Raw genomic sequence first — 21,159 nt, 5'->3', positions numbered from 1 at the left:
GTCCTTCCGGATTGACCAGGCTGCTCTGGTCTCATATGCTGATCGCTGCGCTGTGGGCTCGCGCGTGTCTCGGACGGAGTGGGCTCGCGCTCGATCACGTCGATGCGAACTCCTGTCTCGGCTGAACGATAAGAAGCCTGCCGCGCGTTCGCCACATCGACATCTGTCCGCGTTCGGAGCAATTCCACACATGACGAGCAGCACTGAGGCCACCTCGAGCACCCCGCAGGTAGCGGTCAACGACATCGGCTCTGAGGAAGAGTTCCTCGCAGCGATCGACCTGACCATCAAGTACTTCAACGACGGCGACATCGTCGAGGGCACCGTCGTCAAGGTCGATCGAGATGAAGTTTTGCTCGACATCGGCTACAAGACCGAGGGTGTGATCCCCTCGCGTGAGCTCTCGATCAAGCATGATGTCGACCCGGCGGACGTCGTCGAGGTCGGTGAGCACGTCGAGGCCCTGGTCCTCCAGAAGGAGGACAAGGAAGGCCGCCTGATCCTGTCCAAGAAGCGCGCTCAGTACGAGCGGGCCTGGGGCACGATCGAGAAGATCAAGGACGAGGACGGCATCGTCACCGGCACGGTCATCGAGGTCGTCAAGGGTGGTCTCATCCTCGACATCGGCCTGCGCGGCTTCCTCCCGGCCTCCCTGGTCGAGATGCGCCGGGTCCGCGACCTCCAGCCGTACGTCGGCCGCGAGCTCGAGGCGAAGATCATCGAGCTGGACAAGAACCGCAACAACGTGGTTCTCTCCCGCCGCGCCTGGCTGGAGCAGACCCAGTCCGAGGTCCGCCAGACGTTCCTCAACACCCTGCAGAAGGGTCAGGTCCGCAAGGGCGTCGTCTCCTCGATCGTCAACTTCGGCGCCTTCGTGGACCTCGGCGGCGTCGACGGCCTGGTCCACGTCTCCGAGCTCTCCTGGAAGCACATCGACCACCCCTCCGAGGTCGTCGAGGTGGGCCAGGAGGTCACCGTCGAGGTTCTCGACGTGGACATGGAGCGCGAGCGCGTCTCCCTGTCGCTCAAGGCGACGCAGGAAGACCCGTGGCAGCAGTTCGCCCGCACCCACCAGATCGGCCAGGTCGTGCCGGGCCGCGTCACCAAGCTGGTGCCGTTCGGTGCGTTCGTCCGGGTCGAGGAGGGCATCGAGGGCCTGGTCCACATCTCCGAGCTGGCCGAGCGCCACGTCGAGATCCCCGAGCAGGTCGTCCAGGTCGGCGACGAGATCTTCGTGAAGATCATCGACATCGACCTCGACCGTCGCCGGATCTCGCTCTCGCTCAAGCAGGCCAACGAGGGTGCGATGGGCGCCGACGTCGAGTTCGACCCCACGCTGTACGGCATGGCGGCGACCTACGACGACCAGGGCAACTACATCTACCCCGAGGGCTTCGACCCGGAGACCGGCGAGTGGCTCGAGGGCTTCGACAAGCAGCGCGAGGAGTGGGAGCGGCAGTACGCCGAGGCCCAGACCCGCTTCGAGGCGCACAAGAAGCAGGTCGAGGAGGCCCGCAAGGCCGAGGCCGAGGCGGGCGAGGCCGCCCCCACGTCCTACACCGGTGAGACCCCGTCGACCTCCTCCAGCGGTTCCTCCGCTCCGGCGGCCGGCGCCCTCGCCTCCGACGAGGCTCTCGCGGCTCTGCGCGAGAAGCTCGCGGGCGGCCAGAGCTGAGGTCTCGGAAAACCTCGGCGAAGCAGTAAGCACGGTTCGCAGAAGGGCCCCGCTCCGGCGGGGCCCTTCCGCGTTTCCGGACCGGGCCCGCCCTCAGGGGCTTCGGACTTCCCGGATCGGCTCCCCGGATCGGCTCCCCGGGCCGCCCCCGGACGCCCTGGAACGCCCCGGGACGGCCCTGAGAGGCCTGGAGCGTCCCGGCCCGGTGAGGCCGGGCGGGGAAGTGGCCCGGACAGGAGAGCGTCGCTAAGGTGGCGTCGTGGCGATGATCGAGCGGGCGGAGCCCGCGGATGCCGGTGAGATCCTCACCGTGCAGCGTGCGGCGTACGTGACCGAGGCCCAGCTCTACGGGGACCCGTTCATCCCGCCGCTGGTCGAGTCGGCCGAGCAGGTCCGCCGGGCCGTCGAGTCGGGCACCGTGCTCGTCGCCCGGGACGGCGGGAGGATCGTCGGTGCGGTCCGCGGTCAGACCTCGGAGACGACCTGCCGGGTCGGGCGGCTGGTGGTCGCGCCCGACACGCAGGGCCGGGGGGTCGGCGGGGCGCTGCTGGCGGCCCTGCACGAGGAGGTCGCCGAGGCGCTCGCGTTCGACCTGTTCACCGGGCACCTGTCGGAGGGCAACCTGCGGCTCTACCGCCGCCACGGCTACCGGGAGACCCGGCGGGAGCGGATGAGCGACCACCTCACCCTCGTGCACATGCGCCGTCAGCTCTGAGCGCGCGCCGGGCCGGGGAGGACCCCGGCGGGTCCGTGCCCGTATGCTGCGGACCATGCTGAAGGTCGGACTCACCGGCGGGATCGGGTCGGGTAAGAGCGAGGTGTCGCGGCGGCTCTCGGACCGGGGGGCCGTGGTCATCGACGCGGACAAGATCGCCCGTGAGGTGGTCGAACCGGGGACGGAAGGGCTGGCGCGGGTCGTCGCGGTCTTCGGAGACGAGGTGCTCCGCGCGGACGGCTCACTCGATCGGGAGAGGCTGGGCGCGATCGTCTTCTCCGATTCCGAGAAGCTGGCCGCGCTCAACGGCATCGTCCACCCTCTGGTCGGCGCCCGCGTCGCCGAGCTGCAGAGCCGGGCGGCCGAGGCCGACGAGACCGCGATCGTCGTCTACGACGTGCCGCTGCTGGTGGAGAACGGGCTCGCTCCGATGTACGACGTGGTGATCGTCGTCGACGCGGCCGACGAGGTGCGCCTGGACCGGCTGACCGGTGTGCGCGGCATGTCCGGGCAGGACGCGCGCGCCCGGATCGCCGCCCAGGCGAGCCGGGAGGACCGGCTGGCGGCCGCGGACATCGTGATCCGCAACGAGGGCTCATTGGAGGAGCTGGACGCGCGCGCGGACGAGGTGTGGGCGGAGCTGTCCGCCCGGCGGGCGATCCGGGCACGGTAGCGGCCGGTGTCCGGGGTCCGCCGGACGCGGTGCGTTTCACGCGTACGGCCCGCGCCCGGCGAGGGCGCGGGCCGTACCGCGGGGTGGGTCAGAACCAGCCGCGCTTCTGGGCCATCGCGTGCAGTCCGGAGCGCAGGGACTGCTCCACCTGACCGGGGTGGTCGGTGTAGTGGACGGTGAAGCGGTTGTAGGTGTCGTGGCTGGAGTTCAGGAATCCGCCGCGGGTGTCGGCCTCCAGGATGACGTCCATCGCGTTCGGACCGGAGATGAAGGTCAGCTCCAGCTCGTTGAAGTGCCGGCTGTACTCGGGACCCGCGTAGTACTCGATCTCCTGGAAGAACGGCATGCGCGAGCCGTGCAGGGTGCCGCGCTCCAGGTCGGCCTTCTTGAAGCGGAAGCCCATCCGGTCGAGGGCGGCCAGGACGTTCTCCTGGGCGGGCAGCGGGTTGACGAACAGCGGGTCGAGGTCGCCCTTGTCGAGCGCGCCGGCCAGGGCGAGCTCGGTGGAGGCGCCCAGCTTCATGCCGTGCAGCGGGTGGCCGCCGATGGCGCTGATCGGGGTCTCCCACGGGACGGGGATCTCGAAGGGGATCGACTGGCCCGCGCCCGACGCCAGGTGGAACGGCCCGGAGACCTGGTGGCGCAGGAAGCTGTAGGTCGTCTTGTACTCCTCGTCGCCGCTCTCCACCTCCACCACCGCGGTGAAGTCGATGAAGATGCCCTCGACCTGGTAGTCGTTGCTGCTGCTGCGGAAGTTGACCTGACCGCGCAGGATCTCACCGGGGCGGACGTTGGAGTTCTGCAGGATCGTGTCGACCTCGACACCTGCACCGAACGCGGCCTTCAGCTTGCGGAACACCATCGGGAGACTCCCTGGGTAGATGACGTGCGTGTTTCTCAGTGTGGTTCAGCGAACGCTTCTCAGCGGACGTTTCTCAGTGGGCGGCGCCGGCCGGGCCGCCCGCGTCGCCCGTGTGGTCAACGGGCGGCCGGGGCCGGCCGTTCCCGGTGCCGAGCTGCGGCAGGATCTGCGCCATGAGCAGGGTGGACAGCGCGGAGGAGTCCCCGGACCCGCCCGCGGTCCGGACGACGACGGGCCGCGGGGCGCTCTCGGCGAGCCGGGCCCCCACGTCCAGGCGGCGGCGGGCCAGCTCGTAGTGGAGCACGGCCCGGTTGTCGCGGTAGGACTCGGCCAGGCGGCGCAGCGCCTTGGCCTCGTTCTCGGCGGAGGTGAGCTCGGCCCGGCCCCGCGCCTCGATCTCCCAGCGCACCCGCTGGGCCTCGGTCTCGTGCTCCTCCAGCATGCGAGCGACGTCCTTGCGCGCGGTGTTGGCGGCCGCCCGCACCTCGACGATGCGCGCGTCCCGCGTCTTCTTCGCCCGCTCGATCTCCATGAGCAGCGTGTCGATCCGCCGCTTGCGGGTCAGCTCCCACTCCCGCTCGAAGGCCGACATCTCCTTGGCGACCTTCTCCCGGGTGGCCAGGTGCTGCTGGTAGGCGTCGGGGAGCTGCACGTCGGGGATGTTGGCGCCGGTGACCCGCACGCCGTACCGGCCGAGCTGGCGGTTGAGGGCCTCCTGCATGTCGCCCACGTCGGAGCCGCGCAGGTCGTAGGCGTGCTCGGTGTGCACCCTGCGGCTGCGCTGGCGGATGGCGTCCTGCACGGCGCTGCTCAGCACGAGGTCGAAGTTGCCGGCCCCGATCGTCCGGACGAAGGCCACCGGGTCGACGATGCGGAACTTCAGGAAGAACTCGATGGACTTCAGCGGCACGTTCTCGGCGGTCGGGCAGGCCACGATCGGCGCGGAGTACGGGATCTCGGTGGAGGTGTCGACCACCGCGTCGACCCGGTCCCAGGGCAGCCAGAGGTAGTGGCGGCCCGGCGGCAGGGTGCCGGTGATGGCACCCCAGCGGCTGCGCACGCCGGTGGTGCCCTCCTCGATCTCGATGATCGCCCGGCGCCAGAGCCAGACCGCGGCCACGAACACGAGGAGCACCGAACCGAGCGCGGCCAGGAAGCCGAACGGACCGCCGGCGAACACCGCCGTCCCGGCCAGGTAGAGGGCCAGGAACAGCAGCGCCACCCAGGCGAAGCCTCTGCGGTCCTTGGGGATGACCACCGGGACGAGCTGGCCGGACTCGCCGCCGCGCAGCAGCTGGCGGATCTCCGACCAGGCCGCCAGCGATTCCTTGATCTTGGAGAACTCTCGGTTCATGTCCTCAGGCCTCTTCCTGGGCGCGCGGCGCGGCGCCCTGCGGGGTGGGCACGGTGTCCGGGACGGTGCGCGCGCCGTCCCGTGCTGCGGTCCCGACGGTCGCGGCGGGGTCGGCGGACGGGTTGAGCAGGGCGGAGATCTCCGCCTCCCGCTCGCCGACGCGGCGGCCGATCTCGGTGATGCGGGAGCGGATCGCGGCCATGTCCTCGGCGGAGAACAGCGCCGTCTCGCGCCCGCCGACGAGCTGCTGGGCCAGGGCCAGCAGGTCGATGTCGACGTGCTCGCCGACCTGGACCACGCGGGGCAGGTGGGCGGCGACCGACTCCAGCTTGTCGAGCAGGTCCTGCTGGAAGCGGTAGTCGAGGATCTCCGGCGCCTCGGCGGCGCTCAGCGCCCGGATGTCCAGCGCCTGCGCCTCCAGCAGCGCGGCGTTGGCCTTGGCGGTGGACTCGGCCTCGACCAGCCGCTGACCCGCCTGGGCCTTGGCCTGGTGGGTGGCGCGCTCCAGCGCGGTGTCCATCCGGGCCTGGTAGCCGGCGATCTCGGCGTGGATGGCCGAGAGCTGCTCCTGCAGCCCGGCGAGCTCCCGCACCAGGTCGCCCTCGTTCTGCTCCTTGCGCAGCTGGAGCTCGTACTCGTAGGTGTAGGCCTCCTTGGCCACCCGGATCATCTCCGGGGCGGCCAGGTCCATCCGGTACTCCTGGCTGGACGGCTCGGCGTGGGTGATGTTCACGTCGGTCAGCCGTACGGCGGGCAGGAACTGCTGGTTGAGGCTCTCCAGCATGCCGAGCGTGCTCTCGCCCACCAGGTCGTAGATGTCCTCGGCGCGCTGGGCGTAGATGAGGGAGCGGGTGACCTCGCTGATCGCGTTCTGCAGCTTGGCCTGGAAGCCGCCGACCGAGCCGAGCACGAAGATGAACTCGGCCGGGTCCTCGATCCGGAACTGCAGGAACAGGTCCACGCTGGCCTTGACGCCCTGCTGGGTCGGGGCCTCGCGGATGGGCGCGTTGAACGGGTACTCGCGGGTGGTGTTGACGATGTAGCTGACCCGCTTCCACGGATTGAGCAGCGTCACCCGGCCGGGCTCGGCGATCTGCACGAGCTTGCCGAACTTGGTGATCAGCGCCTTGCAGCCCTCGGGGACCATGACCACGCTCCGCCGCCACCACAGGAACGCGGCGGCCAGGGCCAGCACCGCCCAGTAGTGCACGCCGAACAGCACCCGGGCGCCGTCCGGCAGCCCGGTGGCGACCAGGCCGGCCAGGCCGAGCGCGGCCAGCAGGACCAGCGGGAGGACCACCCGGGCCGTGGTGCCCTTGGGGATCACCACGGGGGAGATGACGTGGACGGCCTCGCCGTTCGGGCCGCGCTCGCTGAAGCTGCGGTTGACGATCTCCCCGGCCTCGTTCAGCGACGAGCCGCGGGCCTCGATGAGGGTGCCCACGGACGTGCCCTGGTCGCGGGCCGCCACGAAGTCGGAGGGGTTGAGCGAGAAACCCCGCTCCCCGGACCCCTGCTCGGCGCCCTGGCCCTGACCGGCCAGCCGGCCCGCGAACTGGCCCGCGACCTGACCGGCGACCTGGCGGGGGTCGCCTCCCTGCCCGATCGCCTGGGCCGCCGCCATGGCAGCCTGCCTGGCGGCCTCTCTTGGCCGGGACATCACACCTCCGAGGGGATCACATACTAAAAACCGGACATATCGGTTACATCATGCCTTGTGGGCGTGAGCCCGCAGGACAGTGAACGCCACCCGGCTTGCGGTCCGCTTGCCGGACGGTTGAACAAGGATTGTCGGTGCTGCCGCCTACAGTGGGACAGGTGAGGCCGGTAACAGATTTGCAGCGCAAGGCGGCTCCCTTCAAGGTCGTCACGGACATGATCCCGTCGGGTGACCAGCCCGCCGCGATCGCCGAGCTGGAGCGGCGCGTGAAGGCGGGTGAGAAGGACAACGTCCTGCTGGGCGCCACGGGCACGGGCAAGACCGCCACGGTCGCCTGGCTGATCGAGCGGCTCCAGCGCCCCACCCTGGTCATGCAGCCCAACAAGACGCTCGCCGCGCAGTTCGCCAACGAGCTGCGGGAGATGATGCCGCACAACGCGGTCGAGTACTTCGTCTCCTACTACGACTACTACCAGCCCGAGGCGTACGTCCCGCAGAGCGACACCTACATCGAGAAGGACTCGTCGATCAACGACGAGGTCGAGCGGCTGCGCCACTCGGCGACCAACTCGCTGCTGACCCGCCGCGACGTGATCGTGGTCGCCTCGGTCTCCTGCATCTACGGCCTGGGCACCCCCCAGGAGTACGTCGACCGGATGACCCCGCTCCGGGTCGGCATGGAGATCGAGCGCGACCGGCTGCTGCGCCGCCTGGTCGACATGCAGTACACCCGCAACGACCTCGCCTTCACCCGGGGCACGTTCCGGGTGCGCGGCGACACCATCGAGATCATCCCCAAGTACGAGGAGCTCGCCGTCCGGATCGAGATGTTCGGCGACGAGATCGAGAAGCTCTCGACCATGCACCCGCTGACCGGCGAGGTGATCTCCGAGGACGACGAGCTGTTCATCTTCCCCGCCTCCCACTACGTCGCCGGTCCCGAGCGGATGGCCACCGCGGTCCGCGGCATCGAGGCGGAGCTGGCCGAGCGGCTGGAGGCGCTGGAGCGGCAGGGCAAGCTCCTGGAGGCCCAGCGGCTGCGCATGCGCACCACCTACGACCTGGAGATGATGCAGCAGATCGGCACCTGCTCCGGCATCGAGAACTACTCCCGGCACATGGACGGCCGGGCCCCGGGCAGCGCGCCCAACACCCTGCTCGACTACTTCCCCGAGGACTTCCTGCTGGTCCTGGACGAGTCGCACCAGACCGTCCCGCAGATCGGCGCGATGTACGAAGGGGACGCCTCCCGCAAGCGCACCCTGGTCGACCACGGCTTCCGGCTGCCCTCGGCGCTGGACAACCGCCCGCTGAAGTGGGAGGAGTTCCTGGAGCGGATCGGCCAGACCGTCTACCTGTCCGCCACCCCGGGACCGTACGAACTGGGCAGGGCGAAGGGCGAGGTGGTCGAGCAGGTCATCCGCCCGACCGGCCTGGTGGACCCCGAGGTCGTCGTCAAGCCGACGAAGTCGCAGATCGACGACCTGGTCCACGAGATCCGCACCCGCACCGAGAAGGACGAGCGGGTCCTGGTCACCACGCTGACCAAGAAGATGTCCGAGGACCTCACCGACTACCTGCTGGAGCTCGGCATCCGGGTCCGCTACCTGCACAGCGAGGTCGACACCCTGCGCCGCATCGAGCTCCTGCGCGAGCTGCGGATGGGCGAGTTCGACGTGCTGGTCGGCATCAACCTGCTCCGCGAGGGCCTGGACCTGCCCGAGGTGTCGCTGGTGGCGATCCTCGACGCCGACAAGGAGGGCTTCCTGCGCTCGGAGACCTCGCTCATCCAGACCATCGGCCGCGCCGCCCGCAACGTCTCCGGCCAGGTCCACATGTACGCCGACCGGATCACCCCGTCCATGGAGCGGGCGATCGAGGAGACCAACCGGCGCCGGGCCAAGCAGACGGCCTACAACGAGGCCCACGGCATCGACCCGCAGCCGCTCCGCAAGAAGATCGCCGACATCCTCGACTCGCTCAACCGGGAGGACGCCGACACCGCCCAGCTCCTCGGCGGCGGCGGTCGCCAGCAGTCCCGCGGCAAGGCGCCGGTCCCGGGCTTCGGCAGCAGGCAGGCGGCGGGCCAGCACGCCAAGGCGATCGCGGGGGAGCTGCCCCGGGCCCAGCTGGAGGAACTGGTCGCCTCGCTCACCGAGCAGATGCACCAGGCCGCCGCCGACCTCCAGTTCGAGGTCGCCGCCCGGCTCCGCGACGAGATCAAGGAACTCAAGCGCGAGGTCCGCGACATGCGCGAGGCCGGGGTCTCCTGACCGGAACGCCGCCGTGCGGGTGAGATCCTCACCCGCACGGCGGCACCGGGGGGCACGGCCTCAGCCGTGAATGAACGTGCTCAGGTCGAGATCGATGTCCACGTCGAAGCCGATGTCCGTCCGCAGCCGCCCCCGATGGATTCCGGTGGGGACGTAGGCCTTCACCGCCGGTTCCAGTTCGAAGGTGTAGACGACAGGCCGCTCGTCCTCCTGCTCGACCCGCCAGAGGTGTCTGATTCCCGCGTTCGAGTACTTGCTCGGCTTGGTGTTCCGGTCTCTCTCGACGGATTCGGGGGAGACCACTTCGACGACGAGATGCACGTCCTCGGGCTTGAAGGAGGTCGTGAGAAGACTCGCCATCGCGCTCTTCTTGACGAGAACGACATCAGGCTCGGGACGTTGCCGCATTCCGATGGTCACCGTCATCTCCCGTGCGACCATGAGCTCCGAGGGAGGCCTGATCCCGCGCTCCCTGTCGATCAGCAGATTGATGACCAGCATGTGGAACGCCGTCTGCGGTGACATCATGATGAGTGCTCCGTCGATCAACTCGACGTGCCGGGGCGCGTCGGCGGGGAGATGGTCGAGCATGTCGGCCGTCCATCCGCCGGGCGGGCCCGGATAGAACCACTCGGGAAGCGCCGTGGTCATCCTCGGCCTCCTTGGTGACGTGAACGGAGATCAACGCGACGTGTTCATCATGCCACAGCGGGTGACCTGTCAGCGGGGCTCCTCCGGGCGGGCCCGGTCGATCATGGTGCGCTGGTAGAGCTCGTCGATCTGGTCCAGGGGATCGGCGATCGGGGCCTGGCGGCGGGCCTCGATCTCCAGGTCGGTGCGGCTCCGGATCTCCTCGATGCCGCCGGCGGAGTGCGCCATCTGGTCGTTGAGCAGGTCGGCGCGGATGCGGGCGCAGGCCGTGGTCAGCTTGGCGTGGTGCTCGCGCAGGCGGGCCAGCGTGGCGTGGTCGACGTAGGGGGAGACGCGGCTCTGCTGGGCGTAGCGGCTCAGCTGGGTGTCGAGCTGGTCGGCGTGCGAACCGATCTCGGCCACCAGCTGGGGCAGCTCGCCCAGGCCCCAGCCGCCCTGCAGGGCGTCGTTCACGGCCTGGCGGGTGATGGAGACCTCCCGGCGCAGCTCCAGCCGCATGCGCTCGGCCTCACCGGCGTCGCCGGGGTCCATCGCGGCCACGTGGGAGACCACCCGGGTCGTCACCTTCCGGGCCTTCTTCGTGGCCTTCTTGCCCACCTTGACCAGCAGGTAGATCCCGGCCCCTCCCAGGATGAGGAGGAACAGCAGGATCACCAGGGCGATGGTGATGATGGTGCTGATCGGAGCCACCTCCCGGTGGGGTCGTTCGAGGTGATTCGAGCATATCCCGCATGTGCGCGGCTTACGAAGATCAGCCGGGACGCGCCCCGCCGCGGCCCGGCGCCGCGGGCATCGAATCCCCGTCATCGCTTCTACGGCTTCCAACGCTTCCGGGCCGTGGATCGATCCCGGCGGGCGCGACGTTCTCGGGACGGTTCCCCGGCGGAGGTCAGCCGGTGCCCGGACTTTCGGGACTCCCGGGGAGGACGCCGAGGCTCTCCGGGACCGGGAGGCGTGCGGCCCCGCCGAGTTGCGGCGACTGCCAGCCCTCGCCCGGGGTGTACTCCCGGACGACCCGGGCCGGGACGCCCGCGATCACGCTGTGGTCGGGGAACACGCCGCGGACCACCGCGCCGCCGGCGACCACGCACTGGCGGCCGATCCGGGTGCCCGGCAGGATGATCGCACCGGTGCCCAGCCAGGAGCCCGCACCGATGGAGACCGGGTTGTTGCGCGGCCACTGGCGGCCGATCGGTGTCCCGGGGTCGTCGTAGACGTGGTTCTGGTCGGTGATGTACACGTACGGGCCGGTGAACACGTGGTCGCCGATGTCGATCGACTGGTGGCCCACGATGTGGCTGCCCCGGCCGATCGAGCAGCTGCCGCCGATCCGCACGATCGGGTCCGGTCCCAGGTCCACCCCCGGGCCCATGCCCGCGGAGATGGACACGCGCTCGCCGACGAGGGTGTGCTCGCCGATCTCGATCCAGGCCTCACCGAAGATCGCTCCGACCGGGAACGCGATGCAGACGCCCTCGCCGAGACGGCGGAAGCGGTAGCCGGCCGGGTTGGCCGGGCTGACCGTGCCGGCCGCGCGGATCGCGTCCCAGCCACGGTGGATGAGGGTCCCGGCGGCACGCCGTACCACGTCTCGAAGCGACATAAGAGCCAAAATTACCGCTTGGTCACTTGCGGGCGGAACGGAGAGGGGCCGCGCGGGCGTCCCGGGGACGGGCTTTGATATTCTGAGAGCCCGTGGACCTGTAGGCCTCCCAAGAGGGTGTGCCGACTGATCTGTCACGACCACGGGAGATTCCTTGCGCAGCGCCGCACACACCAAGCATCTGTTCGTCACCGGCGGTGTCGCCTCCAGTCTGGGGAAGGGACTGACGGCCTCCAGCCTGGGACGCCTCCTCAAGCTGCGCGGCCTCCGGGTCACCATGCAGAAGCTCGACCCCTACCTCAACGTCGACCCCGGGACGATGAACCCGTTCCAGCACGGTGAGGTCTTCGTCACCGACGACGGGGCCGAGACCGACCTCGACGTCGGCCACTACGAGCGGTTCCTCGACACCGAGCTGCACGGCTCGGCGAACGTGACCACCGGCCAGGTCTACTCCAACGTGATCGCCAAGGAGCGCCGCGGCGAGTACCTCGGCGACACCGTCCAGGTCATCCCGCACATCACCAACGAGATCAAGGACCGGATCCGGTCCATGGCCGGTTCCGACGTCGACGTGGTCATCACCGAGGTCGGCGGCACCGTCGGCGACATCGAGTCGCTGCCCTTCCTGGAGGCCGTCCGCCAGGTCCGCCACGAGGTCGGCCGCGACAACGTGTTCTTCCTGCACGTCTCGCTGCTGCCGTACATCGGGCCGAGCGGTGAGCTGAAGACCAAGCCGACGCAGCACTCGGTCGCCGCGCTGCGCAGCATCGGCATCCAGCCCGACGCGATCGTGCTCCGCTCCGACCGGCCGGTCAGCACCTCGATCAAGCGCAAGATCAGCCTCATGTGCGACGTCGACGAGGACGCCGTCGTCTCCGCGGTCGACGCGGCGAGCATCTACGACATCCCCAAGGTGCTGCACTCCGAGGGCCTGGACGCCTACGTCGTGCGCCGCCTGGGCCTGCCCTTCCGCGACGTGGTGTGGAAGGAGTGGGAGCAGCTCCTGCGCCGGGTGCACCACCCGGCCAAGGAGGTCACCATCGCGCTCGTCGGCAAGTACATCGACCTGCCCGACGCCTATCTGTCGGTGACCGAGGCGCTGCGCGCGGGCGGCTTCGCCAACGACGCCCGCGTCAACATCCGCTGGGTCAAGAGCGACGACTGCGAGACCCCCGAGGGCGCCGAGCGCGAGCTCGACGGCGTCGACGGCGTGCTGATCCCCGGCGGCTTCGGCGTGCGCGGCATCGAGGGCAAGCTCGGCGCGGTCCGCCACGCCCGCGAGAACCGCGTCCCGCTGCTCGGCATCTGCCTGGGCATGCAGTGCATGGTCATCGAGGCCGCCCGCACCCTGGCCGGCATCGAGGACGCCGGCAGCACCGAGTTCGACCCCGAGACCACCCACCCGGTCATCTCCACCATGGCCGACCAGGAGGACGTCGTCGCCGGCGAGCGCGACATGGGCGGCACCATGCGCCTGGGCCTCTACCCCGCCAAGCTCGCCGAGGGCTCCCTGGCCCGCCAGCTGTACGGCAAGGCGAAGGTGGACGAGCGCCACCGGCACCGCTACGAGGTCAACAACACCTACCGCGAGCAGCTGGAGAAGGTCGGCATGGTCTTCTCCGGGCTCTCGCCCGACGGCCGCCTGGTGGAGTACGCCGAGCTCCCGACCGACGTGCACCCGTTCTTCATCGGCACCCAGGCCCACCCGGAGTTCCGCTCCCGGCCCACCCGCGCGCACCCGCTGTTCAAGGGCCTGATCGGCGCGGCCCTCGTCTACGCCGACGGCCGCGGCACCGTGGCCAGGGCGGGGCGCGGCAAGTGAGCGGCCTGGGGTTCGGGGACGTCGAGGACGTCCCCGAGGAGTGGAAGGTCGTCTCCACAGTCCGGCACTTCAGCGCCCGGGTCATCACCGGCGTGACGGACGCCGTCGTCATGCCCGACGGCGAGGTGGTCGACCGCGACTACGTCGTCCACCCCGGGTCGGTGGCCGTGGTCGCGCTGGACGACCAGGAGCGGGTGCTGCTGCTGCGCCAGTACCGCCACCCCGCCCGGCGCCTGCTCTGGGAGCTGCCCGCCGGGCTGCGGGACGTCGAGGGCGAGCCCCTGCACCTCGGGGCCGCCCGGGAGCTGGCCGAGGAGACGGGACACCGGGCCGGGACCTGGCACACCCTCGTCGACACCTTCGTCTCGCCGGGGATGTCGGACGAGCGGACCCGGATCTTCCTCGCCCGGGACGTGAGCCCGATCCCCGCCGGGGAGCTGGACTTCGTCCGCAGGCACGAGGAGGCCGACATGCCGGTGGTCTGGGTCCCGCTGGCCGAAGCCGTCCGGCGCGCCCTGGGAGGAATGATCCACAATTCCCAGGCCGTGACCGGTATCCTCGCCGCATACGCCGCCTCGGCGGACGGCTTCGCCTCACTGCGGCCCGCCGACGCGCCGGAGGCATGACGGGAGGACACCCTGAGCGAGACGGAGGCCGTGCTCTCCAGCTACCTCGTCCACCTGGCGGTGGAGCGGGGACTGGCCGCCAACACCCTGGCCTCCTACCGCCGTGACCTCCTGCGCTACGTGGGTCATCTGAAGGACCGCGGCCGCGTCACCTTCGGTGAGGTCGCCGAGGCCGACGTGACGGCGTTCCTGACCGCGCTGAGCGAGGGCGACGGGGAGCACCGCGCCCTCGCCGCCGGCTCGGCGGCGCGGGCCGTCTCCGCCGTGCGGGGCCTGCACCGCTTCGCGCTGCGCGAGGGCGTCTCCGGGCACGACCCCGCCGACCGGGTCCGGCCGCCGCGCCGGCTGCGGCCCCGGCCCCGGGCGATGGACGTCGGCGAGGTGGAGCGGCTGATCGCCGCCTCCGGTCCCGTCGGCGCCCCGCTCACGCTGCGCAACCGGGCCCTGCTGGAACTGCTGTACGGCACCGGTGCGCGGATCTCCGAAGCCGTGGGCCTCACCGTGGACGACGTCGACCTGATCCCGGACGCCCCGCAGGTCAGGCTCTGCGGCAAGGGCGGGCGGACCCGCGCGGTGCCGCTCGGCCGCCCCGGCGCGGACGCGGTGGAGGCCTACCTCACCGCGGCCCGGCCGGGCATCGCGGCCCACGGCCGGGGCGGGCGGAGCCTCTTCCTCAACGCCCGCGGCGGCGGGCTCACCCGGCAGGGTGCCTGGGAGGTCCTCCAGGCCGCCGCCGAGCGGGCCGGACTGGCCGGCGTCTCGCCGCACGTGCTGCGGCACTCGTTCGCCGCCCACCTGCTGGCCGGGGGCGCGGACGCCGGGATGGTGCACGAACTGCTCGGATACGCTCCGGCCGCCGCGCGGACGCGCGCACTGGCCGCGGCGGAACGGCTGCGGGAGGTGTACACCGCCGCGCACCCGCGTGCGAGGTGAGGGCGGGACCGGTGCGACCCGGGAGGGGGACGGGTGCGCGACCCGGGAACGGGACGGGTGCGCGACCCGGGAACGGGACGGGTGCGCGGCCGGGAACGGGACGGCAGGCGCGTAGTAGTGCGACGGGCGGCGCCTCCTGAGATACTGTCTCGAGTGTCGCCGCGGCCGCGGTGGCGCGCTCAGCGGGAACCGGCTCCCCCATCCCGGGTGGGGGCAGGGCATCATCAAGGTCCGAGCCGTGACCTGTCAAGGCGGACGCGGGAAAGACCTGGACTTTTTCAGCCCAGGGGGTTCATGCCATAGTGTCCGTCCGGACGGTCCGGTCCGAGGCCGTCAGGGAGGTTCGACTGGTGACTGCGACCACCGACGGTTCCATCCGGGCGACGCCCGGAACCCCCGAGAACCCTTGGGGTGACACCAAGACCGCCGGGGCTCCCCGCGTGGGGGGAGTGCTCGGCCCGACCGGGCGCCCCCGGCCGGTGTTCCCCGACCCACGCCCGCGGACGGTCCACGGACCGGCCCGCGTCGTCGCCATGGTCAACCAGAAGGGCGGCGTCGGCAAGACCACCACCACCATCAATCTCGGCGCGGCCCTGGCCGAGGCCGGACTGAAGGTGCTGCTGGTCGACTTCGACCCGCAGGGCGCCCTCTCCGTGGGCCTCGGGATCAACCCCCTCCAGCTGGACCTGACGGTCTACAACCTCCTCATGGACCGCCAGGTCACCGCCGAGGACGTGCTGCTGGAGACCGGCGTCGAGGGCATGGACCTGCTGCCCAGCAACATCGACCTGTCCGCGGCCGAGGTCCAGCTCGTCACGGAGGTCGCCCGCGAGCAGGTGCTCGGCCGGGTGATCAAGCCCCTGCTGCCCGACTACGACGTGTGCCTGATCGACTGCCAGCCCTCCCTGGGCCTGCTCACGATCAACGCGCTGGCCTGCGCGCACGGCGTCATGGTGCCGCTGGAGTGCGAGTTCTTCGCGCTGCGCGGCGTCGCGCTGCTGATGGACACCATCACCAAGGTCCAGGAGCGCATCAACGAGGAGCTGGTGATCGAGGGCCTGCTCGCCACGATGTACGACGCGCGCACCCTGCACGGCCGCGAGGTGCTGGCGCGGGTCGTCGAGGCGTTCGACGACAAGGTCTACCACACGGTGATCAACCGGACGGTCCGCTTCCCCGACGCGACCGTGGCCGGTGAGCCCATCACCAGCTTCGACTCCTCCTCGCTCGGTGCGAGCGCCTACCGCGAGCTGGCCAGGGAGGTCCTCGCCCGCTGGGACGCGACGGAGGGCTGAGACGCGTCCCGGGCACGGGACGGCACGCGACCGGTGACAGGGATCCGCGAGGCGGGTGCCACGGGCCGGTGAGGTGGGCGGCACGGACCGGTGACGCGGGCCGGTGCGGGACAATGGCCGGATGACCGAGCAGTCGCAGACCGCCGAGGACGACGGCGCCTTCAGGGTGCACCTGGAGGTCTTCGAGGGCCCCTTCGACCTGCTGCTCGGCCTGATCTCCAAACACAAGCTCGACATCACCGAGGTCTCGCTCAGCAAGGTCACCGACGAGTTCATCGCCTACATCCGGGCCAGGGGACCGGAGTGGGACCTGGACCAGACGAGCCACTTCCTGCTCGTCGCCGCGACCCTGCTCGACCTCAAGGCCGCCCGGCTGCTGCCCTCCGGCGAGGTGGACGACGAGGAGGACCTCGCCCTGCTGGAGGCCCGCGACCTGCTGTTCGCCCGCCTCCTGCAGTACCGCGCCTACAAGGAGGTCGCGAAGGTCCTCTCCGGGCGGATGGCGGAGGAGGCCCTGCGCTTCCCCCGGACCGTGCCGATGGAGGCCCGGTTCGCGGGTCTCCTGCCCGAGCTGGTCCTCGGCATCGGACCCGACCGCCTCGCCGAGATCGCCCGGCGGGCCTTCGCGCCCAAGACCCCGCCGTCGGTCTCGGTGGCCCACATCTACCAACCGCTCGCCAACGTCCGGGAACAGGCGGTTATCCTTGTCGAGCGGTTGCGACGGCTGCGCCGGGCGACCTTCCGGGCGCTCACCTCCGACTGCGCCGGCACCTTCGAGGTCGTCGCGCGGTTCCTGGCCGTCCTGGAGCTCTTCCGGGAGGCGGCGGTCTCCTTCGAGCAGGTGGAGCCCCTCGGGGAGCTGTACGTGACCTGGACGGGCAGCGACGAGGGAGACGTCGCCGTGGCCGACGACTACGACGACCGGACGAGGAAAGAGCCCGCCGATGGCTGACGCGCCGCACGGACCCGGCCTGCGCACCGCGCTGGAGGCGATCCTGCTCGTGGTCGACGAGCCGGTGGCCGAGATGACGCTCGCGCAGGTGCTGGAACGCCCCGTCCACGAGGTCTCCGCCGCGCTCCGCGAGCTGTCGGCGGAATACACGGGGGCGGGCCGGGGTTTCGATCTGAGAGAGGTCGCGGGCGGCTGGCGGTTCTACACGCGGGCCGAGTGCGCCTCCGTGGTGGAGCGGTTCGTCCGCGACGGCCAGCAGACGCGGCTCACCCAGGCCGCGCTGGAGACCCTGGCCGTGGTCGCCTACCGGCAGCCCGTGAGCCGGGCGCGGGTGGCGGCGATCCGGGGCGTCAGCAGCGACGGCGTCATGCGCACCCTGGTGGCCCGAGGGCTGGTCGAGGAGGCCGGCACCGAACCGGAGAGCCAGGCCGTGCTCTACCGGACGACTTCATATTTTCTCGAGCGGATGGGCCTGCGGGATCTCGAAGAGCTCCCTGAGCTGGCCCCCTTCCTGCCCGACGACGTGGAAACCCTAGAGGAGCAGAAGCAGTGAACAACAGGCGTGGTACCCCGTCCGGTGAGGGACGCGGTCAGAGCCGTGGCGGCGCCCCGCGCGGTGGCAACCCCCGTGGCGGCTCCCGGGGCGGTTCGTCCTCCGGCGGGTTCCGGGCGGGCCGGGGCGGTTTCCGCTCCGATGCTCCGCGCCGGGACGACCGGGGCGGGTTCGGCGCGCGGGACGACCGCGGCGGGTTCGGCGCCGACCGGGGCGGTTCGCGCAGCCGGTACGGCAGGCCCGCCGAGGGTGACCGGGGCGGTTTCCGTTCCGAGGGCCCGCGTCGTGACGACCGGCAGGGGTTCGAGTCGCGTGGTGAGCGGGGCGGTTTCCGTTCCGAGGCTCCGCGCCGGGACGACCGGGGCGGTTCGCGCAGCCGGTACGGCAGGCCCGCCGAGGGTGACCGGGGCGGTTTCCGCTCTGAGACTCCGCGCCGGGACGACCGGGGCGGTTTCCGTTCCGAGGCTCCGCGCCGGGACGACCGGGGTGGGTTCCGTCCGGAGCGGCGTGACGAGCGTGAGGCTCCGCGTCGTGACGACCGGCAGGGGTTCGAGTCGCGTGGTGAGCGGGGCGGTTTCCGTTCCGAGGCTCCGCGCCGGGACGACCGGGGTGGGTTCCGTCCGGAGCGGCGTGACGAGCGTGAGGCTCCGCGTCGTGACGATCGGGGCGGGTTCGGTGCGCGGGATGACCGCGGCGGGTTCCGGGCGGACCGGGGCGGTTTCCGCGAGCAGCGCGGTGGCTTCCGTGACGACCGGGGCGGCTCCGGACGCCGTGACGACCGTGAGGGCCCCCGTTCCGGGGCTCCGCGTCGCGACGACCGGGGCGGTTCGCGCGGCGGGACCGGCAGGCCCGGACGGCGGGACGAGATCCAGACGATCGGCGGGTTCCGCGCCGACCGCTACGGCCGGAGCCGTCCCGCCCAGGGGCGCCCCGCGCAGGGCGGCCGCACCGTCCCCGAGCGGGCCTCCGCTCCGAAGACCGGGCGCAGGCCCGGCACGATCGAGAACGACAGGTTCAAGACCGCCCGCCAGCCCAAGCGGGACTCGGACTTCTACGACCGCGACTACGTCGACGAGCGCGACACCACCGAGGTCCCGGGCGGCGTCCGGCTGCAGAAGGTGCTCGCCCAGGCCGGGGTGGCCAGCCGCCGTGCCTGCGAGGAGCTGATCGGCGACGGCCGGGTGACGGTCGACGGCCAGGTGGTCCGCCGCTTCGGCGCCCGCGTCGACCCGGCCAAGCAGGTCATCCACGTCGACGGCAAGCGGCTGCCGACCATGCCGGACCTGGTCTACTTCGCGATCAACAAGCCGATCGGCGTCGTCAGCACCATGTCGGACCCGGACGGGCGCCCGTCGCTCGCCGACTATGTGGCCGACCGCACCGAGCGCCTGTTCCACGTGGGCCGCCTCGACACCGAGACGGAGGGCCTGATCATCCTCACCAACGACGGTGAGCTGGCCAACCGCCTCACCCACCCCAGCTACGGCGTGCAGAAGAAGTACTGGGCGAAGGTCCCCGGCCGGATCAAGCCCGATCTCGCCCGCCGCCTGAAGAAGGGCATCGAACTGGAGGACGGCCTCGCCAAGGCCGACTCCTTCGCCCTGGTCCAGGAGCACGGGCAGCAGGCCCTGGTCGAGATCGTCCTGCACGAGGGGCGCAAGCACATCGTCCGGCGCATGCTGGAGGAGGTCGGGCACCCGGTCATCGACCTGGCCCGCATCGAGTTCGGCCCGGTCAAGCTGGGCCGGCTCAAGCCGGGCACGGTCCGCGCGCTGACCGTCAAGGAGGTCGGCGAACTGTACGCCGCCGTCGGACTGTAACCTTCCTGAATACGCACGTTCGGGACACGCCGGATCGCGACGGGCGATCCGGCGTGAACAGTACGGAGGAACGACGATGGTGCGGGCGATCCGCGGTGCGATCCAGGTCGAGGGCAACGACCGGGACGCCATTCTGTCCGGGGTCACCGAGCTGGTCACCGAGGTGATGGAGCGCAACTCGCTCACCACCGACGACGTGATCAGCGTGATCTTCACGGCGACGCCCGACCTGACCGCGGAGTTCCCCGCCCTCGCGGCGCGCAAGCTCGGCTTCCACGACGTGCCGCTCATCTGCGCCTCCGAGATCGACGTCCCGGGGGCGCTGCCGCACGTCGTGCGGCTGATGGCCCACGTGGAGACCGACAAGCCCCGCCAGGAGATCCAGCACGTCTACCTGCGTGGCGCGGTGGCGCTGCGGGTGGACATCGCTCAATGATTCCCTCATGCGGCACCACGTCCAGGGAGGGAACATGAGCGGTCCGGAGTCCGTCCTCGTCGTCGGCACGGGCCTGGTCGGCACCTCGGTCGCCCTGGCCCTGCGGGAGCACGGCGTGACCGTCTACCTGACCGACCGGGACCCGGCGGCCCTGCGGCTGGCCAGGGAGCTCGGCGCGGGCGTCGAGTGGAGCCCCGGGCGGCCCGCGGACCTGGACCCGGACGTCGGGTGGCATCCGGGGCGGCCGGTGGACCTGGCGGTCATCGCGGTCCCGCCGCACCTGGTCGCCGGGCAGCTCGCGGAGCTCCAGCGGGCCGGGGCCGCGCGGTTCTACACCGACGTGGCCAGCGTCAAGGCCCTGCCGATCCGCAGGGCCCGGGAGCTCGGCTGCGACCTGTCCTCCTACGCCGCCGGGCACCCCCTGGCCGGCCGGGAGCGCTCCGGGCCCGCCGCGGCCCGCGCCGACCTGTTCCTCGGCCGCCCCTGGGCGCTGTGCCCGGTGGAGGAGACCGCGCCCGACGCGCTGGAGATGCTGCGCGGGCTGATCAAGCTCTGCGGCGGCGAGGCCGTCGAGGTGGACGCCGTCCAGCACGACAGGGCCGTGGCGCTCGTCTCGCACGCGCCGCACGTGGCCTCCGCCGCGGTGGCCGCGCGGCTCGCCGACGCCCCCGCCACCGCGCTCGGCCTGGCCGGGCAGGGAGTCCGCGACGTCACGCGCATCGCGGCGAGCGATCCGGGCCTGTGGACCGGGATCCTGTCGGGCAACGCGCTCCCGGTGGCGGACGTCCTGGAGGCGGTGGCGGCCGACCTGGCCGCCGCGGCCGCCTCCCTGCGGGCCTGCGCCTCGCGGGACGGCACGGACGAGGCGGCGGGGGCGATGGGCACGGTCACCGACCTGCTCCACCGCGGCGTCGCCGGCACCGGCCGGATCCCCGGCAAGCACGGCGGCCCCGCGCGCACCTACGCGACCGTCCAGGTCATCATCGGCGACCGCCCGGGCGAGCTGGCCCGGCTGTTCCAGGTGGCGGAGGCGTCCGGAGTCAACATCGAGGACGTCCGCCTGGAGCACGCCCCCGGCCTGCCGCTGGGCGCCGCCGACCTGTTCGTGCAGCCCGAGGCGGCGGCCGCGCTCTCGGAGGCGCTGCGGGCCCACGGCTGGCACCTGCCCTGACGGGGCCCGCGGCCGGCACCCGCCCCGACCCTGCGGGCCGCCGTCCACCGGGCGGTCCCGGAGGGCACGGCCGGCGTCCGCC

19 protein-coding genes are annotated in these 21,159 nt (G+C 71.4%); 13 read left to right on the top strand and 6 right to left on the bottom strand.

Annotated features, from left to right (window positions below; genetic code table 11):
• The first annotated feature begins 190 nt into the window (after positions 1-190).
• The 3 genes from rpsA (at position 191) to coaE (ending at position 3,063) form a co-directional block, all read left to right on the top strand.
• A complete protein-coding gene (gene rpsA, locus IEZ06_RS11005; RefSeq protein ID WP_189236583.1) occupies positions 191-1,675 on the top strand; it encodes a 30S ribosomal protein S1 in 1,485 nt (494 codons plus the stop codon).
• A gap of 265 nt (positions 1,676-1,940) precedes the next feature.
• Entirely contained in the window at positions 1,941-2,390 is a 450-nt protein-coding gene (locus IEZ06_RS11000; protein WP_189236707.1) for a GNAT family N-acetyltransferase, read from the top strand.
• 55 nt (positions 2,391-2,445) lie between these two features.
• Positions 2,446-3,063 carry a dephospho-CoA kinase gene (coaE, locus tag IEZ06_RS10995; RefSeq protein ID WP_189236582.1) on the top strand — a complete coding sequence of 206 codons (618 nt, stop codon included), beginning with the start codon at positions 2,446-2,448 and terminating at the stop codon, positions 3,061-3,063.
• 88 nt (positions 3,064-3,151) lie between these two features.
• Here the strand turns inward: coaE and IEZ06_RS10990 are convergent, their stop codons facing one another.
• From IEZ06_RS10990 to IEZ06_RS10980, 3 genes are all read right to left on the bottom strand, one after another.
• Complete coding sequence (locus IEZ06_RS10990; RefSeq protein ID WP_189236581.1) at positions 3,152-3,925, bottom strand: sporulation protein; 774 nt, start codon at positions 3,923-3,925, stop codon at positions 3,152-3,154.
• A 73-nt stretch (positions 3,926-3,998) separates the two neighbouring features.
• On the bottom strand, positions 3,999-5,279 hold the full coding sequence (locus IEZ06_RS10985; RefSeq protein WP_189236580.1) for an SPFH domain-containing protein: 1,281 nt from the start codon (positions 5,277-5,279) through the stop codon (positions 3,999-4,001).
• A 4-nt stretch (positions 5,280-5,283) separates the two neighbouring features.
• The gene (locus IEZ06_RS10980) at positions 5,284-6,939 is read right to left on the bottom strand and encodes an SPFH domain-containing protein (protein ID WP_189236579.1); all 1,656 of its coding nucleotides are present in this window, start codon (positions 6,937-6,939) and stop codon (positions 5,284-5,286) included.
• Positions 6,940-7,097: 158 nt separating this feature from the next.
• Here IEZ06_RS10980 and uvrB point away from each other — a divergent pair, with 158 nt between their 5' ends.
• A complete protein-coding gene (gene uvrB, locus IEZ06_RS10975; protein ID WP_189236578.1) occupies positions 7,098-9,212 on the top strand; it encodes an excinuclease ABC subunit UvrB in 2,115 nt (704 codons plus the stop codon).
• Positions 9,213-9,272: 60 nt separating this feature from the next.
• Here uvrB and IEZ06_RS10970 read toward each other — a convergent pair whose 3' ends face one another.
• The 3 genes from IEZ06_RS10970 to IEZ06_RS10960 all read right to left on the bottom strand — a co-directional run bounded on the left by IEZ06_RS10970 (position 9,273) and on the right by IEZ06_RS10960 (position 11,466).
• Positions 9,273-9,803 carry a Uma2 family endonuclease gene (locus IEZ06_RS10970; protein WP_229797949.1) on the bottom strand — a complete coding sequence of 177 codons (531 nt, stop codon included), beginning with the start codon at positions 9,801-9,803 and terminating at the stop codon, positions 9,273-9,275.
• A gap of 129 nt (positions 9,804-9,932) precedes the next feature.
• Complete coding sequence (locus IEZ06_RS10965; RefSeq protein WP_189236576.1) at positions 9,933-10,553, bottom strand: hypothetical protein; 621 nt, start codon at positions 10,551-10,553, stop codon at positions 9,933-9,935.
• Positions 10,554-10,752: 199 nt separating this feature from the next.
• A complete protein-coding gene (locus IEZ06_RS10960; protein WP_229797946.1) occupies positions 10,753-11,466 on the bottom strand; it encodes an acyltransferase in 714 nt (237 codons plus the stop codon).
• A gap of 154 nt (positions 11,467-11,620) precedes the next feature.
• Between IEZ06_RS10960 and pyrG the strand changes: the two genes are divergently transcribed.
• The 9 genes from pyrG to IEZ06_RS10915 all read left to right on the top strand — a co-directional run bounded on the left by pyrG (position 11,621) and on the right by IEZ06_RS10915 (position 21,077).
• Positions 11,621-13,291: a CTP synthase gene (gene pyrG, locus IEZ06_RS10955; protein WP_189236575.1), complete on the top strand. Its 1,671-nt coding sequence runs from the start codon at positions 11,621-11,623 to the stop codon at positions 13,289-13,291.
• Positions 13,288-13,917: an NUDIX domain-containing protein gene (locus tag IEZ06_RS10950; RefSeq protein WP_189236574.1), complete on the top strand. Its 630-nt coding sequence runs from the start codon at positions 13,288-13,290 to the stop codon at positions 13,915-13,917. Before pyrG ends, IEZ06_RS10950 begins: the two co-directional genes overlap by 4 nt.
• A gap of 30 nt (positions 13,918-13,947) precedes the next feature.
• A complete protein-coding gene (locus tag IEZ06_RS10945; RefSeq protein WP_229797944.1) occupies positions 13,948-14,850 on the top strand; it encodes a tyrosine recombinase in 903 nt (300 codons plus the stop codon).
• A gap of 350 nt (positions 14,851-15,200) precedes the next feature.
• Positions 15,201-16,145, top strand: a complete 945-nt coding sequence (locus IEZ06_RS10940) for a ParA family protein (RefSeq protein ID WP_189236573.1) — start codon at positions 15,201-15,203, stop codon at positions 16,143-16,145.
• Positions 16,146-16,266: 121 nt separating this feature from the next.
• Complete coding sequence (locus IEZ06_RS10935) at positions 16,267-17,097, top strand: segregation and condensation protein A (protein ID WP_189236572.1); 831 nt, start codon at positions 16,267-16,269, stop codon at positions 17,095-17,097.
• Positions 17,090-17,650, top strand: a complete 561-nt coding sequence (gene scpB, locus IEZ06_RS10930; protein WP_189236571.1) for an SMC-Scp complex subunit ScpB — start codon at positions 17,090-17,092, stop codon at positions 17,648-17,650. Before IEZ06_RS10935 ends, scpB begins: the two co-directional genes overlap by 8 nt.
• Positions 17,647-19,470, top strand: coding sequence for a pseudouridine synthase (locus IEZ06_RS10925; RefSeq protein WP_189236570.1), 1,824 nt, complete (start codon positions 17,647-17,649; stop codon positions 19,468-19,470). The genes scpB and IEZ06_RS10925 overlap by 4 nt, the downstream gene beginning before the upstream one ends.
• 76 nt (positions 19,471-19,546) lie before the next feature.
• Positions 19,547-19,906: a chorismate mutase gene (gene aroH / locus IEZ06_RS10920; RefSeq protein WP_189236569.1), complete on the top strand. Its 360-nt coding sequence runs from the start codon at positions 19,547-19,549 to the stop codon at positions 19,904-19,906.
• A 34-nt stretch (positions 19,907-19,940) separates the two neighbouring features.
• The gene (locus tag IEZ06_RS10915) at positions 19,941-21,077 is read left to right on the top strand and encodes a prephenate dehydrogenase (protein WP_189236568.1); all 1,137 of its coding nucleotides are present in this window, start codon (positions 19,941-19,943) and stop codon (positions 21,075-21,077) included.
• Positions 21,078-21,159 lie beyond the last annotated feature (82 nt).

The sequence above is a fragment of the Planomonospora antibiotica genome (genome assembly GCF_014647955.1).
Classification (GTDB): Bacteria; Actinomycetota; Actinomycetes; order Streptosporangiales; family Streptosporangiaceae; genus Planomonospora; species Planomonospora parontospora.
This window is presented reverse-complemented; position numbering and strand designations above follow the sequence as displayed.

What these genes read in the sequence shown, in the direction of transcription:
- rpsA (WP_189236583.1), top strand. Translation starts at nt 191, where the DNA reads ATGACGAGCAGCACTGAGGCCACCTCGAGCACCCCGCAGGTAGCGGTC.
- IEZ06_RS10935 (WP_189236572.1), top strand. Translation starts at nt 16,267, where the DNA reads ATGACCGAGCAGTCGCAGACCGCCGAGGACGACGGCGCCTTCAGGGTG.
- IEZ06_RS11000 (WP_189236707.1), top strand. Translation starts at nt 1,941, where the DNA reads ATGATCGAGCGGGCGGAGCCCGCGGATGCCGGTGAGATCCTCACCGTG.
- IEZ06_RS10980 (WP_189236579.1), bottom strand. Translation starts at nt 6,939, where the DNA reads ATGTCCCGGCCAAGAGAGGCCGCCAGGCAGGCTGCCATGGCGGCGGCC.
- IEZ06_RS10990 (WP_189236581.1), bottom strand. Translation starts at nt 3,925, where the DNA reads ATGGTGTTCCGCAAGCTGAAGGCCGCGTTCGGTGCAGGTGTCGAGGTC.
- IEZ06_RS10985 (WP_189236580.1), bottom strand. Translation starts at nt 5,279, where the DNA reads ATGAACCGAGAGTTCTCCAAGATCAAGGAATCGCTGGCGGCCTGGTCG.
- IEZ06_RS10960 (WP_229797946.1), bottom strand. Translation starts at nt 11,466, where the DNA reads ATGTCGCTTCGAGACGTGGTACGGCGTGCCGCCGGGACCCTCATCCAC.
- scpB (WP_189236571.1), top strand. Translation starts at nt 17,090, where the DNA reads ATGGCTGACGCGCCGCACGGACCCGGCCTGCGCACCGCGCTGGAGGCG.
- aroH (WP_189236569.1), top strand. Translation starts at nt 19,547, where the DNA reads ATGGTGCGGGCGATCCGCGGTGCGATCCAGGTCGAGGGCAACGACCGG.
- coaE (WP_189236582.1), top strand. Translation starts at nt 2,446, where the DNA reads ATGCTGAAGGTCGGACTCACCGGCGGGATCGGGTCGGGTAAGAGCGAG.
- IEZ06_RS10970 (WP_229797949.1), bottom strand. Translation starts at nt 9,803, where the DNA reads ATGCTCGACCATCTCCCCGCCGACGCGCCCCGGCACGTCGAGTTGATC.
- IEZ06_RS10915 (WP_189236568.1), top strand. Translation starts at nt 19,941, where the DNA reads ATGAGCGGTCCGGAGTCCGTCCTCGTCGTCGGCACGGGCCTGGTCGGC.